11 protein-coding genes and 2 tRNA genes are annotated in these 13,634 nt (G+C 64.6%); 6 read left to right on the top strand and 7 right to left on the bottom strand.

From position 1 onward, the window contains the following. The first annotated feature begins 257 nt into the window (after nucleotides 1-257). Both ABT375_RS02620 and ABT375_RS02615 read left to right on the top strand, forming a co-directional pair. Nucleotides 258-332: transfer RNA gene (locus ABT375_RS02620), tRNA-Glu, on the top strand. A gap of 530 nt (nucleotides 333-862) precedes the next feature. Beyond that, entirely contained in the window at nucleotides 863-1,516 is a 654-nt protein-coding gene (locus tag ABT375_RS02615) for a YjbE family putative metal transport protein (RefSeq protein WP_416464040.1), read from the top strand. A 7-nt stretch (nucleotides 1,517-1,523) separates the two neighbouring features. Here the strand turns inward: ABT375_RS02615 and ABT375_RS02610 are convergent, their stop codons facing one another. The 4 genes from ABT375_RS02610 to ABT375_RS02595 all read right to left on the bottom strand — a co-directional run bounded on the left by ABT375_RS02610 (nucleotide 1,524) and on the right by ABT375_RS02595 (nucleotide 4,810). Next, nucleotides 1,524-1,727 (bottom strand): hypothetical protein, encoded by a 204-nt coding sequence (locus tag ABT375_RS02610; protein WP_416464039.1) that lies wholly within the window; start codon nucleotides 1,725-1,727, stop codon nucleotides 1,524-1,526. Between the two features lie 158 nt (nucleotides 1,728-1,885). After that, nucleotides 1,886-1,961, bottom strand: a tRNA-Ile gene (locus ABT375_RS02605). A 25-nt stretch (nucleotides 1,962-1,986) separates the two neighbouring features. Then, nucleotides 1,987-3,024, bottom strand: a complete 1,038-nt coding sequence (locus ABT375_RS02600; protein ID WP_416464038.1) for a polysaccharide deacetylase family protein — start codon at nucleotides 3,022-3,024, stop codon at nucleotides 1,987-1,989. Between the two features lie 61 nt (nucleotides 3,025-3,085). Beyond that, nucleotides 3,086-4,810, bottom strand: coding sequence for a sensor histidine kinase (locus tag ABT375_RS02595; protein WP_416464037.1), 1,725 nt, complete (start codon nucleotides 4,808-4,810; stop codon nucleotides 3,086-3,088). Between the two features lie 202 nt (nucleotides 4,811-5,012). On the opposite strand from ABT375_RS02595, the gene ABT375_RS02590 reads away from it, so the two are divergent. Continuing rightward, nucleotides 5,013-5,486 carry an Lrp/AsnC family transcriptional regulator gene (locus ABT375_RS02590; RefSeq protein WP_066602894.1) on the top strand — a complete coding sequence of 158 codons (474 nt, stop codon included), beginning with the start codon at nucleotides 5,013-5,015 and terminating at the stop codon, nucleotides 5,484-5,486. Nucleotides 5,487-5,514: 28 nt separating this feature from the next. On the opposite strand, the gene ABT375_RS02585 is transcribed toward ABT375_RS02590, so the two are convergent. Together ABT375_RS02585 and ABT375_RS02580 are read right to left on the bottom strand one after the other, a co-directional pair. Then, complete coding sequence (locus ABT375_RS02585) at nucleotides 5,515-6,762, bottom strand: hypothetical protein (protein ID WP_416464036.1); 1,248 nt, start codon at nucleotides 6,760-6,762, stop codon at nucleotides 5,515-5,517. Nucleotides 6,763-6,838: 76 nt separating this feature from the next. Beyond that, entirely contained in the window at nucleotides 6,839-8,113 is a 1,275-nt protein-coding gene (locus ABT375_RS02580) for a hypothetical protein (protein ID WP_261934960.1), read from the bottom strand. A gap of 279 nt (nucleotides 8,114-8,392) precedes the next feature. Here ABT375_RS02580 and gyrA point away from each other — a divergent pair, with 279 nt between their 5' ends. Beyond that, nucleotides 8,393-11,071 (top strand): DNA gyrase subunit A, encoded by a 2,679-nt coding sequence (gyrA, locus tag ABT375_RS02575; RefSeq protein WP_416464035.1) that lies wholly within the window; start codon nucleotides 8,393-8,395, stop codon nucleotides 11,069-11,071. Next, nucleotides 11,068-11,415 carry a DUF952 domain-containing protein gene (locus ABT375_RS02570; protein ID WP_416464034.1) on the top strand — a complete coding sequence of 116 codons (348 nt, stop codon included), beginning with the start codon at nucleotides 11,068-11,070 and terminating at the stop codon, nucleotides 11,413-11,415. The genes gyrA and ABT375_RS02570 overlap by 4 nt, the downstream gene beginning before the upstream one ends. Nucleotides 11,416-11,562: 147 nt before the next feature. Here ABT375_RS02570 and ABT375_RS02565 read toward each other — a convergent pair whose 3' ends face one another. Next, nucleotides 11,563-12,678 carry a glycosyltransferase gene (locus tag ABT375_RS02565; RefSeq protein ID WP_416464830.1) on the bottom strand — a complete coding sequence of 372 codons (1,116 nt, stop codon included), beginning with the start codon at nucleotides 12,676-12,678 and terminating at the stop codon, nucleotides 11,563-11,565. 59 nt (nucleotides 12,679-12,737) lie between these two features. Between ABT375_RS02565 and ABT375_RS02560 the strand changes: the two genes are divergently transcribed. Continuing rightward, entirely contained in the window at nucleotides 12,738-13,622 is an 885-nt protein-coding gene (locus ABT375_RS02560; RefSeq protein ID WP_416464033.1) for a lysophospholipid acyltransferase family protein, read from the top strand. Nucleotides 13,623-13,634: the final 12 nt, after the last annotated feature.

Genomic DNA, 13,634 nt, shown 5'->3' with positions numbered 1-13,634 from the left:
CCCTATCTATCAATCATGCGATGCACCTGCCCCCCTTTCGGGTGTGTCGTATGGGCGCCTCCCCCTTTGGAGGCGTCTCCTCCCTGAACCTTGGCCACCCCATGCATCGCATGGGGTGGTTTTTTATGTGGGAGACCGGCCCATGTTCTGCATGAAATGGTTTTTACAGGCCCCGGCGCAGACGCGCCAGTTTCGCTTGACGCAGCCGGCAGCCATGCCTAAAGGCCACCCCCTGCCGACCGCCTAACGCGGTCCATGGCCCCTTCGTCTAGCGGTTAGGACGCGGCCCTCTCACGGCTGAAACACGGGTTCGATTCCCGTAGGGGTCACCAATCAAGCGATTTGTCGCTTTGATATTCTTTGATTTTCAGAAATCGCTGCCACGGCCATTCCACATGCTGATCGGGACGTTCCGATAGCACCGCGCGATATGAACCTGCCTATCTTACGTCCAGGATGCACAATAAAACATCCCGTATATCGCACGAACTTCATTCCACTTATCGTTGACCGAACGGCCTTTTTTCGGCTCGAATAAGCGCATAGCGTCGCCGTCTAACCAGCTCACCCCATCAGCAACGGCGAGCGCTGGCTTGGAATGAAGGCCAGGGCATAACATTCCAATCATGTCCGCGACGGCGGCAAGTCGCCTTTCCGCCTCCGGCCGACATCCGAAGCGCGGCGGCGCTTGCCACTGTCCCCCTCTCCCGCCAGCCCCGGCGCAATGCCAAAATCCAGCTCCCGATCTTCCGCCATCATAGCCGTTGAAAGGTTGGTGACAGCTTGCGTCCCTAACTGCACCGACAAAGCCGGTGCTCATCTGGCGCAGGACAATGGCCCGTCTGGACAGGCAAGAGACAGCATGAACGACATCTGGCAGCATATCGTCGCCGACTTTTCCAATATCGCATCGCCGTCCGCGCTCGCCGCCTTCGGTCAGGTGGTGCTGATCGACATCATGCTCGCGGCCGACAACGCCATCGTCGTCGGCGCGCTGGCAGCCGGCCTTCCGCCCGCATCGCGGCGCAAAGTGATCGCGATTGGCGTCATCGCTGCACTGATGCTGCGCATCGCCTTCGCCCTGCTGGTCACCCAGTTGATGCAACTGGTCGGCCTCGTCTTCGCGGGTGGCCTGCTGCTCGTCTGGGTCGCGTGGAAGATGTGGCGCGAACTACGCTCGGGCGGCGCGGCAGAAGAAGGCGATGACGTCGCCAGCAAGGCCGCGCCCAAAGGCTTCGCGCAGGCCGCCTGGGCTGTCGCCATCGCCGACGTCTCCATGAGCCTGGACAATGTGCTGGCCGTCGCCGGCGCCGCCCGCGAGCATCCCGGCATTCTGGTGATCGGACTGGTCCTGTCGGTCGCACTGATGGGCATCGCCGCCAACTTCCTGGCCCGCGTCATCGAACGCTATCGCGCCATCGCCTATGTCGGTCTTCTCGTCATCCTCTATGTAGCCGGCAAGATGATCCATGAAGGCTTCATCGATCCCGCGACGGGATTGATGACGCTCTTGTAGGGCCGCGTCACTGCGCGGGTTGCTCCAGCGCCACCCGACGACCGCGATCGGCGATGTTCACGATCCGGCGCAGCAGGGCCGGTGCGTCGGCCTGCGTGCGGATGCCGTTGCGGTCGCCCGCGGCCACCAATGTCGGCGCGGCGATAGCGCCCGGCAGGTCATCTGTCGCCAGAATCGGAAGGCTTTCAGTCCCCGCCGCGCGACGCTGCATTCTGCCCTTGAGTGGCGGTCATAGCCATTATGCGGCCATTGCCAATGCCGGTCCCTCGCCGCCGCCCCAGAGTGAGTGGACCAGAACGATATGTCGTGAGGTAATGGGACGCAGCCGGGTGCGTAATGAGCTAAAATTAAAATCGTGATTATGAAATTTGGTGGGCCCGGCAGGACTCGAACCCGCAACCTAGCCGTTATGAGCGGCCAGCTCTAACCATTGAGCTACAGGCCCCACCTCCGCTGCCGATTAGGCAGCATCACGCCGCTTGGCAAGCCTGTCCGCGCACGGGAACGGCGGCAATGAGTTCATCCAGGCTGGCGGCGGCAACGCCGCGGCGGGCCAGATGCGCCAGTACGCCGTCCCACCAGCCGTAAAACACCGTCCGATCGCTTTCATCGCGCACATAAGGCGTATGCCCCGGCTCCAGCGTCGGCGAATGGAAGCTGAAATTCAGCACGCGAACGCCCTCTTCGATCAGCGCGTCGATCGCCGCAATCGCCTCATGCAAAGGAACGCCTTCGGGCGTCAGCGGAATGCGGCTCAGCATCCTGGCGCGCGACAAGGCCCCTGCGAGCGGCCCCATGGCCTGCGCGGCGCGGTACAGACGCTCGCCGCCCCCGCGCAACAATCCGGCAAAGGCGGTGGACAACGGCAGTTCGATCAGCGACCGGCCCGGCCCCGCCCAATAGGGAATTTGCGGCAGGCCGTGAAAGTCCGGACCATGTTGATGGCTATAGTCGAACCGACTGCGCACCGAACTGTCGAGCCGGAAACCCGCCTCCTCCAGCAGGCGCGCGCTGTTGGGGCCGACGCCGTAGCGCCCGGCGCGATAGGCGATGGGGCGTCGACCGAACCGCTCCTCGATACGCTGGCACAGCGCCTCCAGCTTGGCGCGCTCGACCGCTTCGGGAAGAAAACCGACATAGCTGTTGGCCGCGTTCACATCCTCGACATGCGGCGGGTTCACCCAGGGATGGAGATGCGCGCCGATATCGGCCGCGCCATCATTCACCCATTGCCCCATCATCGCGGCGGCTGCATCGCTGTCGATCACCGGATAATCGGTGACATAGATGGGCTTGACCCCGGCGGCAGCAAAATAGGCCTGACCACGCGCCATGCCAGCCAGCGCCGTGACGCGATTGCTGGCGCGGCTGAACGGCGCCTCCCAGTCAAACTCCTCCTCGGTGTCGACGAACAGGATGAAGCGTGTGCCGAAGGCGGGGTCGAGCGCGATCAGGTCCTGCGCCAGTGGCGGCCGGAGCAGATTGCCATCATGAAGTTGAGCCATCATGCCACATCCCTATCGGCCAATGGTTGCGATAGGGTTTCCCTGTCCCTCCGGGCTTGGCCCGTCAGGCGTGGTCTGCCAGATCGCTGGCAAGCGCGACGGCGGGGATCGTCAGCAGCAGCCGTGCCGGCTCGATCGCCAGCCCGCCACCGCATGTGCCGGCCAGCCCGCGGATCAGCCGCAACGAAAAGCCCAACCCCAGCAACGGTCCATCGACCCAGTCGCCACTGGCGTCGTAGCCCGGGTCGAGCAGTTGCGCTTCGTCCATGCCGATCAGGGTGGATGGGCGGTCGACTGCGAACACCACCCGTCCAGCCGCGCCATCCGGCTGAAACCAGCAGGCGCCGGTGACGGCCTCGCCCGCCGGCGCAACCGAAATAGCGGTACGCAGCAGATGCTGCACCATCCGCTCGCCCTGCACCGGATCGATCCGCACCTGCGGCAATCCAGGCGCGACGGCGATGTCGATGCCGACGGCGCCCTGATCCGCAAAGCGCGTTGCGACCTGCGTCACCAGCAGCGCGGGGTCGATCAGCTGGGGCATGGTCGCACCATCGCCACGCGAGACCCTCGCCGCCAGATCCAGATCGTCGAACGCGGCGAGCAGGTGGCGCGCGTCGACCGCGATCTTGCCCGCCATGTCGCGATACTGGACGCCGGCAGCGCCGAACAGTTCCTGTTCGATGATCTCGGCAAACCCCAATATGGCGTTCAGCGGCGTGCGCAATTCGTGGACCAGTTGCCGCAGCGAGTCCGCCGAAAGCCCGGCGATGGCCATGGCCGCGGGCTTCGGTTCGCTGGCGACTTCATGCAGGAAGGGGCGACGCGCCTGTCCGCGATAGCCCTGGAAACGCCCGGAGCGCGGATCGAAAAACGGCGTGGCGGACAGCCGCCACTCGCCCGCCATCGCCCCGCCGACGATCGTATAGCGTCCGTTCTGGAATCCGCTGCGACGCGTGAAGGCGCCGGCGACATAGGCGTCGGGTCCGCTGCCCCCCTCCAGCGCGACATCGCCAAGCATCAGGCCGATCAGCGCCGCGCGCGGCCCCTGGTCGATCCACAGGATCACGCCTTCCGCATCGGTTTCGAACGCGAACTCGCGGGGCGCGGCCTCCCTGACGGGGAAGGCGTCGGCATTGGCGGCCTCCGGCGGCTTGCGCGTGCTGGTGAACCGCGCGATCCGGTCGACCAGATTGCGGATCTGGCTTTCGTCGCCCGGCTGCGGACGCAGCGGCGTCACCGTCGCGGAAGCCTTCGGCTCGATCGGCGACGGATCGGGTTCCGCCCGCATCTCCTGCGTCAGGATCATGTCGCTGTCGCCGACCATGTCCGGCCGTGCGGTAGACAGCACCAGATCATGCGCGCCAAAGGCTTCCAGCGCCTGCCGGGTCTTCGTACCTATGTCACGCCGGCCACGCAGCACGCCGCGCGCCGTGGGCGTCAGGTGCGGCAGCAGTTCGACCCATGCCGCCTCCGGCAGTTGGGCGCGCGCAGCGGCGGCGGCGGCGATCGAGGGCCGGTCATTGGCGAAGAAGGCGACCAGGCTGGGCGAACGCAGACGGCCGCCCAGTTCCACCACGGTCGCGATTCGCTGCGTTTCGGTCAATTGTGACTGGAGAGTGGACAGCCGTTCGAGCAGCGCCCCTCGATCCTGCGCCGCCATGGCGATCCGGTCCGGCCGATCGTGCTGGGCCAGGAGATCGACACATTGGCGCCACAACGTCACCGCGCCCAGACCGCTACGGTCTTGCGCCGCCAGCACTGTCTGCATGAGATCGTTGAAACGCACCAAAATCCCCAAATCATGCGGGTTGAAAGCCTGCGCCCCGCAGCGCGCCGATACGGCCCCGATCATCGATAGGCGCTCAACGCGGAAAGGAAAAGGCCCCGATGCCGCGAACGAAAGCGATCGTCGCATAGTGGGACAATTGCATTGCCCTGAAACATTATTATGATGGCTTGCATAAACAGGACAGGAAATAAGCGAAATAATGGCCGGCCCCAATATCGACGACATCGACATGCAGATCCTGGGCGAACTGCAACAGGACGGCAGGATGACCAATGTGGAATTGGCCCGCAAAGTCGGCCTGACCGCGCCGCCGTGCCTGCGCCGCGTACGTGCGCTGGAGGAAGCGGGGGCGATCAAATCCTACCATGCCGTCGTCGATCCGGCTATGCTGGGCTATACCATTACCGTTTTCGCCATGGTCAGCCTGAAGAGCCAGGCCGAAGCCGATCTCAAGGCGTTCCAGGATCATGTCGCATCGCTGCCCGAAGTGCGCGAATGCCACATGCTGAACGGCGAAATCGACTTCATCCTGAAAGTGGTGGCGCGCGACCTGCAAAGCTTCCAGCAATTCCTGACGTCGAAGCTGACGCCTGCGCCCAATGTGGTCAGCGTCAAGACATCGCTGACCATCCGCACGTCCAAGAACCAGCCCGGCGTCCCCCTGCCCGTCTGAACCGGGCAGCGGAACAGGCCGGCGTGCGTCAGCCGGCCTTGCGATCCTGATGCTGCGCCCAGGCAGTCCAGAAGCCGGCGATCGCAGTCCATGGGCCACTGACCTGCGCCAGCGTCGCCTGGGCATTGGGCAGGTCGCCGGACCGCGCCAGCGCCACGCCCAGCCGCGCATTGGCGCGCCCGGCATCGATCCCGCCCTTGGTCAGCGCCAGCCGATATTGTTCGACGGCCTGCGGAAACTGTCCCAGCGAGAAATAACTGTCCGCGACGGCCAGCGCGTCCTTGCCATTGCTTGCCGTCGTCGCCTTCTTGGCCATGGCGGGCAAGGCGGCGATTTCCTTGGTCGCCTTGGGCGTGACGCTCTTGAGCAACTGGCTGGTCACGCTCTGGGTCGGCGTGAGCTTGCCCGCCTTGCGGCCGGATTCGATGATCGCCTTGGCTTCGGAATAATAGCCTGATTTCTCGGCCGCCTGCGCATAGGCCTGATAGTCCCGCTCGCTCGCCATCGCGCCATTGGCCGCCTGCAGGCGATAGAGGTCGAGCTGCAATTGCGGTTCCAGTTCGGCGGCCGACTGGTAGTTGACCAGAGCGGAGCGCCATTCTTCCTTGCCATCCTGCTGGTTGAGCCGGTCGCGGTAAAGCTGCCCGACTTCGGTCCAGTCGCCAGCCTGATAGGCCATGGCGATGGCGCGATCGGTCCAGGCCAGCGGCACAGGCTGTCCCGACGCCTTCTGCCGGGCAATCACCTCCTGCACGAAGGGGCGTGCTTCCTTGGGCTTGTTACGGCGCAGAGCGATGTCGGCACGCAACATGGTCGCGTCGATGCCGTCATAGCCCAGCGTCTTGGCATAGTCGAGCTGGGCGGTGGCATCCGCATAGTTGCCGACCATGTAGGACAGATAGCCTGCGACATAGCGCAACCGCGGCGCCTCGCTGCGCGGCAAAGCCGTGGTCTTGAACATGTCGGTCAGGGCGATGCGTTCGGCCTGCACGTCGCGGCGTTGCGCCGCAAGCTGAAAGCGCATCCCGGCCGCAACATAGGATTCAAAATCATTGGTGGGGCTGAGCGATGCAATGCGCGCGCCAGCCGTCGTCCCATCGCGTGCCTTCAAGGCGGCTTCGGCAGCCTGGGCTGCGGCACGGAAACCGTCGGACATGACGATCGGCGGACCAGCCACGACCGGCTGCTTCTTTGCCGCCACCGGGGTTGCCACAATCGCCACGGTCGCCGCCAGCGCCGCCATCGGCAGGCGGGAAATCTTGATATCGATGCGCATGGGCCGCCCCGGCTCCCCCAGAATAAAGTCATTAAAACCTGTGGGCGCGCGACAACCGCGCGCCCACACCGGCTAATCAGGCGCCCTTGGTGCCCAGATAGGCAAGCCACAAACCAGCGATCTGCTTGCGCGAACCGGCCTGCACCGCTTCGAAAGCGACCTTGGCGCCGGCATTGTCGCCGCCCAGTGCCTTGGCGATGCCGAGGCGCGAGTTGATCTCGTCCGCTTCCACGCCGCCCTTCTGCTTGGCCAGTTCGAACATCGCCGCAGCCTTGGCATAGTCGCCATAGCCGAGATAGGCGTCGCCGGTGGCGGCGGCGATCTTGCCGTTGGCGGCCTTTTGCGCGTCGGCCTCAGCAGCGCCCAGCGTGCTCTTGTCGCCCGCGATCTTTGGCACGGCGGTCTGATAGACGTCGGCGCCCTGGGTCGCGCTCAGCACGCCCTTGGACCGGCCGGCGTCGATCGCCGACTTGACCTCGCCATAGATGCCGGTCTTCGACGCCATTTCGGCATATTCGGTATAGTCCGCCGCGATGACCAGGCCGCCGGAAATCGACAGGAGACGCAGAACGTCAAGATTTTCGCGGTTCGAAATATTGGGGTTGGCGCGCTGGAACAGGCGCACCAGCGTCCGCAGATTCTGGCCGCTGGGTTCGGCCTGATAGGCCATCTTCGCCCATTCCGTCACGTCGGGCAGCTTGGCCGCCTCCGCGCGGCTGACGCCGATCTGATACCATTGGGCCGGAACCTGCTGCCCCGACGCCTTCATCGCGTCGGCCGCGGCCTTGAGCGCGGTCAGGCCCTGCTGGTTGAAGCCACGCGCCGGCTCGACCGAACCATTGCCGGTGCCGGCCTTGCCGAAATAGGCCTGGGCGATGGTGGGCTGCACCGATTCCGCCTTGTAACCGGCGGCAAGCGCCGCCTGGCCGCGCTGGATCGCGACGTCGTAATTCTTCGCCTGCATCGCCTGGTCGGCAGCGATCGCGTTGAACTGCCCAGCCTGTTCGGGCGGAGTCAGGCCGCTGTCGAGCATCTGGTTCAGCGCCTCGCTCTGCAATGCCGTATCCTTGGCGGCGATCGATGTGTTCAGCTTGATCGCGCCAATCTGATATTTGTCGTCATTGGATGTGGCCTTGCTGTCGGCTTCGGCCAGCGCAGCCTTGGCTCCGGCGAAATCCTGCCCTTCGGCGGCCTTCTGCGCGGTTTGCAGCGCCTTGATGACGTCGGGCGAAACATTGAGCTTCGGGCCGGCCTTCTTTTCTTCCTTCTTCGCGGCGAAGGCAGGCGCGCTGATCGCGCCGCCGGTCATTGCCAAAGCCAGCACGAGCGCCACCGGGGTAACAAAACGCATGATCCTCATCTCCTTTGCGCGCCTGATTGGGGGACAACAGGCGACCTTTCGCGGTTGAGCGCCGATTAGGGGGCGGCGCGTGAACGGCCATTGAACAAGCCGATATCGTCGGATTTTGCAACCGTTATACAGCCGCTTCGTTCCACTTGCGAACATATCCCCTCCCCATACCGTCTTGGTTGCACATGCGGGCGCGCGTGCGCGCGCGAGGGGTGACAGATTTGTTTCGCTCGGCTAGGGGTTGAGTAACAGAATCCATCCTGAAAAAAGAGAATCGCATTGACCGACGAGACTGTCCTCGCCGACCCTTCGGACATCAGCCCCATCTCCATCGTAGACGAGATGAAGGCAAGCTATCTCGACTATGCCATGTCCGTCATCGTGGCCCGCGCCCTCCCCGATGTGCGCGACGGGTTGAAGCCGGTGCATCGCCGCATTCTCTTCTCCGCCCAGGAATCGGGCTTCGTCTACAACCGTCCCTATCGCAAGTCCGCGCGCCTCGTCGGTGAGGTAATGGGTAAATATCACCCACACGGCGACAGCTCGATCTACGACGCTTTGGCGCGCATGACTCAGGACTGGTCGATGCGGGTTCCGCTCATCGACGGTCAGGGCAATTTCGGCTCGATGGACCCCGATCCGCCAGCGGCCATGCGCTACACCGAAGCGCGCCTGGCCAAGGTCGCGACCGCGCTGCTGGACGATCTCGACAAGGACACGGTCGACTTCACGCCCAACTATGATGCATCGGAAAGCGAGCCGCAGGTTCTGCCCGCGCGCTTCCCCAACCTGCTGGTCAATGGCGCGGGTGGCATCGCGGTCGGCATGGCGACCAACATCCCGCCGCATAATCTGGGCGAAGTGCTGCGCGCCTGCCTCGCATATATCGACAATCCCGGCATCACGACCGACGAACTGATCGCCATCGTCCCCGGTCCCGATTTCCCCACCGCGCCGCTGATCCTGGGCCAGTCGGGCGCGCGCAGCGCCTATCATACCGGCCGCGGCTCCATCATGATGCGCTCGCGCCATGTGGTCGAGGAAGGGCGCGGCGATCGCCAGTCGATCGTGCTGACCGCCATCCCCTATCAGGTCGGCAAGAACGGCCTGGTCGAAAAGATCGCCGAAGCCGCCAAGGACAAGCGGATCGAGGGCATCAGCGACATTCGCGACGAATCCAGCCGTGAAGGCGTGCGGATCGTCATGGACCTGAAGCGCGACGCAACGCCCGAAGTCGTGCTGAACCAGCTGTGGCGCAACACGCCCGCACAATCGAGCTTCCCCGCCAATATGCTGGCCATCCGTGGCGGCCGCCCCGAATTGCTGGGCCTGCGCGAGATCATCGAAGCCTTCGTCAAGTTCCGTGAAGAGGTCATTACCCGCCGCACCAAGTTCGAGCTGAACAAGGCGCGCGACCGGGCGCATATCTTGCTGGGTCTGGTCGTCGCGGTCAGCAATCTCGATGAGATGGTGAAGATCATCCGCGGATCGTCCAGCCCGGCCGAAGCCCGCGAAAGGCTGCTGGCGCGCGAATGGCCGATCGGCGAGATCGCGCCCTATCTGCGCCTGGTCGAAGCGATCGAAACCGATGTCCATGGCGACGTCTACAAGTTGAGCGACATTCAGGTCCGCGCGATCCTGGACCTGCGCCTGCATCGCCTTACCGCTCTGGGCCGCGACGAAATCGGCAAGGAACTGGCCGAACTGGCCGAAGCCATCGCCGAATATCTCGCCATATTGGGCGACCGGGTGAAGCTCTATGCTGTCATGCGCGAAGAGCTGGAAGCGGTCGAAAAGGAATTCGCGACCCCGCGCCTGTCCGAAATCACCGCCGCCGCCGACGGCATCGAGGACGAAGACCTGATCGAGCGCGAGGAGATGGTCGTCACCGTCACGGTGCAGGGCTATATCAAGCGCACCCCGCTCGAAAGCTTCCGCGCCCAGGCGCGCGGCGGCAAGGGCCGGTCGGGCATGGCGACCAAGGATGAGGATGCCGTCACCGAATTGTTCGTGACGTCGACCCATACGCCGGTCCTGTTCTTCTCGACCGCCGGCAAGGTCTATCGCATGAAGGTGTGGCGCCTGCCCGAAGGCGGCCCGGCGACGCGCGGTCGGCCGATGGTCAACCTGCTGCCGCTCGGCCCCGGCGAAACCATCCGCACCGTGCTGCCGCTGCCCGAGGATGAGGATAGCTGGAAGGATCTGCACGTCATGTTCGCGACGGCGAACGGGACGGTACGCCGCAACAGCATGGACGCCTTCGCCAATGTGCCAAGCAACGGCAAGCTGGCCATGCGCTTCGACGAAGGCAGCGACGATCGGCTGATCGGCGTCGCGCTGCTGACCGAAGAGGACGACGTGCTGCTCGCCACGCGCCAGGGCAAGGCGATCCAATTCGCCGCGACCGACGTGCGCGAATTCCAGAGCCGCACCTCGACCGGCGTGCGCGGCATGACGCTGAAGAATGACGACGAGGTGATCTCGCTCTCCATTCTCCATCGCTCCGGCGCCAATCAGGAACAGCGCGAGGAATATCTCCGTTTCGCGCCCTGGAAGCCGGAAAAGGATGGCGAAATGGGCGATCAGGCGATGTTCGCCCTGATGAAGGAGCGGGAGCAGTTCATCCTGACCGTCTGCTCCAATGGCTATGGAAAATTGTCGTCCGCCTATGATTACCGCCGCACCGGCCGCGGCGGTCAGGGCATCACAAACATCGACAATATCGGCCGCAACGGCCCGGTTGTCGCCAGCTTCGCCGCCACGCAGGCCAACCAGTTGATGCTCGTCACCGATCAGGCGAAGCTGATCCGCATGGGCCTCGACAGCCTGCGCGTCATTGGACGCAATTCGGCGGGCGTGCGGCTGTTCGATGTGGCCAAGGACGAACATGTCGTGAGCGCCGCCAAGATCGAGGAAAGCGAAGACGCCGAATCGGCCGAGACGACCCCGGAGGCATGAGCGACCTGTTCGCCTACAAGGTGCTGACGGCGGAGCAATATGACCGGTTCAAGGCCGACGGTGTGTTCAAAGGCGCGCCGATCGATCTGACGGACGGATATATCCATATGTCGACCCGCGATCAGGCGGCCGAAACAGTGGCCAGGCATTTTGACGGGCAGGATCGGCTGGTCATGCTCATGATCGACCTCGCCCCCTTCGGTGATGCGATCAAATGGGAGGAGTCGCGCGGTGGTGCGCTCTTCCCGCATCTTTATGGTGATCTGCCGATCAGCACGGTCGCGGGCAAGGTCGTGCTGCGCATCGGCGACGACGGGCGGCATCAGTTTCCGGCGGGATTTTAAGCAACGAAACATTCTGGCCGGATTGTTTTCGCTCGGCTGTCCTACTGCCGGCAAATATCGTAAAACCCCTGCGCATCCCACTGGTCTGCGACAGGAAATTTCCAATTGTTGTAGCGATATTTCAATATCGACGGGAAATGTGCGAAGTTAGCCGCAACGCTCCATCTTCACCACCTGGCCACGCCGGACCCGATAGTCCCAGCCCCCCCACCGGATATGGCTGGACGTCACCGCCATCCCCTGCACAGCTAGATGCGCCCATATGACAGCAAACGGAGCGATGATATCCCATACCAGCGATCGCTGCGCTTTCGCTACCTGCCCCTGTTCCAGCACCGACGTGATGATACGCCGCCGCGCCAGCGCCCGGCCCCAGGCCGCGCCATAGCCGATCGCCACTGCCGGCCAGCCGCCCCAAATCAAAGCCCAGCCCCACGCCGTCGACTGGATCGCAACAACGCCGGTCGCGAGCGCCCACATGCCAGCGCTGTTGGTGACGACATGCCGATATTGGCGCACGCCAAAGCCCAGCAGATCGGCAGCCTTCCCATCCAGCGGACTGGCCACCAACAGATCGCGCACCGGCCGCAGCCGCAGCTTGGCGCGCCATCCGGCCAGCCCGATCGTCATATCGTCCGACAGCCGCCCCGCCAGCGCCCGGCCGAGGTCGAGCCGATCCGCGACCGCCCGCGTCATCGCCATCGCCCCGCCCCAGGGCATGGTCGCGCTGGCGAAACGGGGCAGCGTCGCCAACTGCATCTCCACCGCGCCGACCAGCGCTGCCAGGCCGCTGCCCTCCGGCAACAGCATCCGATAGCCCGTCGCGATATCCGCCTTGCCCCGCACCAGCGGGAAGAGCAGCCGCCCGACCAGCCGCGCCGGCGGCTCTATGTCGGCGTCGATGAAGACCAGATAGCGATCGTCCGGCCGCAACGCCCGCAGCGCCGCGCGCAGCTTATGGACCTTCTGGCCCTCATCCTGCGCCACCCCGGCCGCAACCACCTGCGCCCAATCGCCTTCCCGCGCCGCCAGCGCATTGGCAGCAGCGCAGTTACCCGATGTCGCCAGCAGCAAGCGAAACGGCGCGTTCTGCGCCTTCAGCCGGGCGATCAGGTCCGGCCCGCCATCCCAGTCGTCGCGGACACTCAGGATAAGCACGACATCCGCAGGCGCTTCCTCCTGCCGATCCTTCGGCAGGTTCCGCCAATAATTGGCGACGCCCAGCACGGTCAGCGCCTGCAATCCGAACCAGACCCACAGCATCATCACAAGCGCCTACGCCCTCTTTACCGTCATGTCCGCTGCTGTATGACGCTTGGTCGATGCTCTCCAACCCCTTTCTCTTCTTCCTGATGCGCACCCTGCCCGCGCCGGTCGCGTCCTGGCTCGGCGGCTGGCTGTCGGCCCATGTCGCGCGGCGCACCATGAAACTGCGCGATGCGCGCGCGCGCGCCAACCTGGCCCTGCTGCGTCCCGACCTGCCCGAAGCGGACCGCGAGGCGATATTGACGCGACGCTGGACGAACATCGGCCGCACCATGGCCGAACTCGCCAATATCGACCGGCTGGTGAACGACGCCCATGTGACCGTGGTCGATCAGCCGGGCTATAAGGCGGTGCTGGACGGTCCCGGCCCGATGGTGGCCTTCACCTGTCATCTCGGCAATTGGGATCTGCTCGCCGCCTATATCAAATGGTCGACCGACCGTCCGGGCCTGGGCGTCTATGAAGACCCCGAAGATCCCAAAATCGCCGCCCAGCTCAAGAAGGCGCGCTCCAGCTACATGGGCGAGGCGATCGGCGGCGGCGGCGCGGCGCGGGGCGTGCTCAAGCATTTGACCCAGAAGGACCGGGCGACGCTCTATATCCTGGCCGACGAACGGCGCGATCGGCAGGTCTGGTTCCCCACCTTCGGCCGGCCGATCGAGCCGTCGGGCAACCTGTCGATCGCGCTGCGTCTGGCACGCAAGGTCGGCGCACGCTTCCTGCCCTTCTACCTGCTGCGCACCAGCGGCCCGCATTTCGACCTCCACTGGCATCCCCCGCTCGACCCTGCGACGATGAGCGATGCCGAGATCGTCGCCGTCCTCGATCGTTTTTTGGGGGACGCCTGCATCTCCCAAGCCGACCAGTGGCTGGGCCTGCATGACATGGACCTGACCCAGGACGCTACGCCGCTGCCGCCATCGCTCCAGCCGGACATGTGACTTGGCGGCCTA

This window comes from Sphingomonas sp. VDB2, assembly GCF_047946695.1.
Lineage (GTDB): Bacteria > Pseudomonadota > Alphaproteobacteria > Sphingomonadales > Sphingomonadaceae > Sphingobium > Sphingobium bisphenolicum.
Note: the sequence above shows the minus strand (reverse complement) of the source record. Positions and strands in the feature narration are given on the sequence as shown.

What these genes read in the sequence shown, in the direction of transcription:
- ABT375_RS02615 (WP_416464040.1), top strand. Translation starts at nt 863, where the DNA reads ATGAACGACATCTGGCAGCATATCGTCGCCGACTTTTCCAATATCGCA.
- ABT375_RS02610 (WP_416464039.1), bottom strand. Translation starts at nt 1,727, where the DNA reads ATGCAGCGTCGCGCGGCGGGGACTGAAAGCCTTCCGATTCTGGCGACA.
- ABT375_RS02600 (WP_416464038.1), bottom strand. Translation starts at nt 3,024, where the DNA reads ATGATGGCTCAACTTCATGATGGCAATCTGCTCCGGCCGCCACTGGCG.
- ABT375_RS02590 (WP_066602894.1), top strand. Translation starts at nt 5,013, where the DNA reads ATGGCCGGCCCCAATATCGACGACATCGACATGCAGATCCTGGGCGAA.
- ABT375_RS02585 (WP_416464036.1), bottom strand. Translation starts at nt 6,762, where the DNA reads ATGCGCATCGATATCAAGATTTCCCGCCTGCCGATGGCGGCGCTGGCG.
- ABT375_RS02580 (WP_261934960.1), bottom strand. Translation starts at nt 8,113, where the DNA reads ATGCGTTTTGTTACCCCGGTGGCGCTCGTGCTGGCTTTGGCAATGACC.
- ABT375_RS02570 (WP_416464034.1), top strand. Translation starts at nt 11,068, where the DNA reads ATGAGCGACCTGTTCGCCTACAAGGTGCTGACGGCGGAGCAATATGAC.
- ABT375_RS02565 (WP_416464830.1), bottom strand. Translation starts at nt 12,678, where the DNA reads ATGCTGTGGGTCTGGTTCGGATTGCAGGCGCTGACCGTGCTGGGCGTC.
- ABT375_RS02560 (WP_416464033.1), top strand. Translation starts at nt 12,738, where the DNA reads ATGCTCTCCAACCCCTTTCTCTTCTTCCTGATGCGCACCCTGCCCGCG.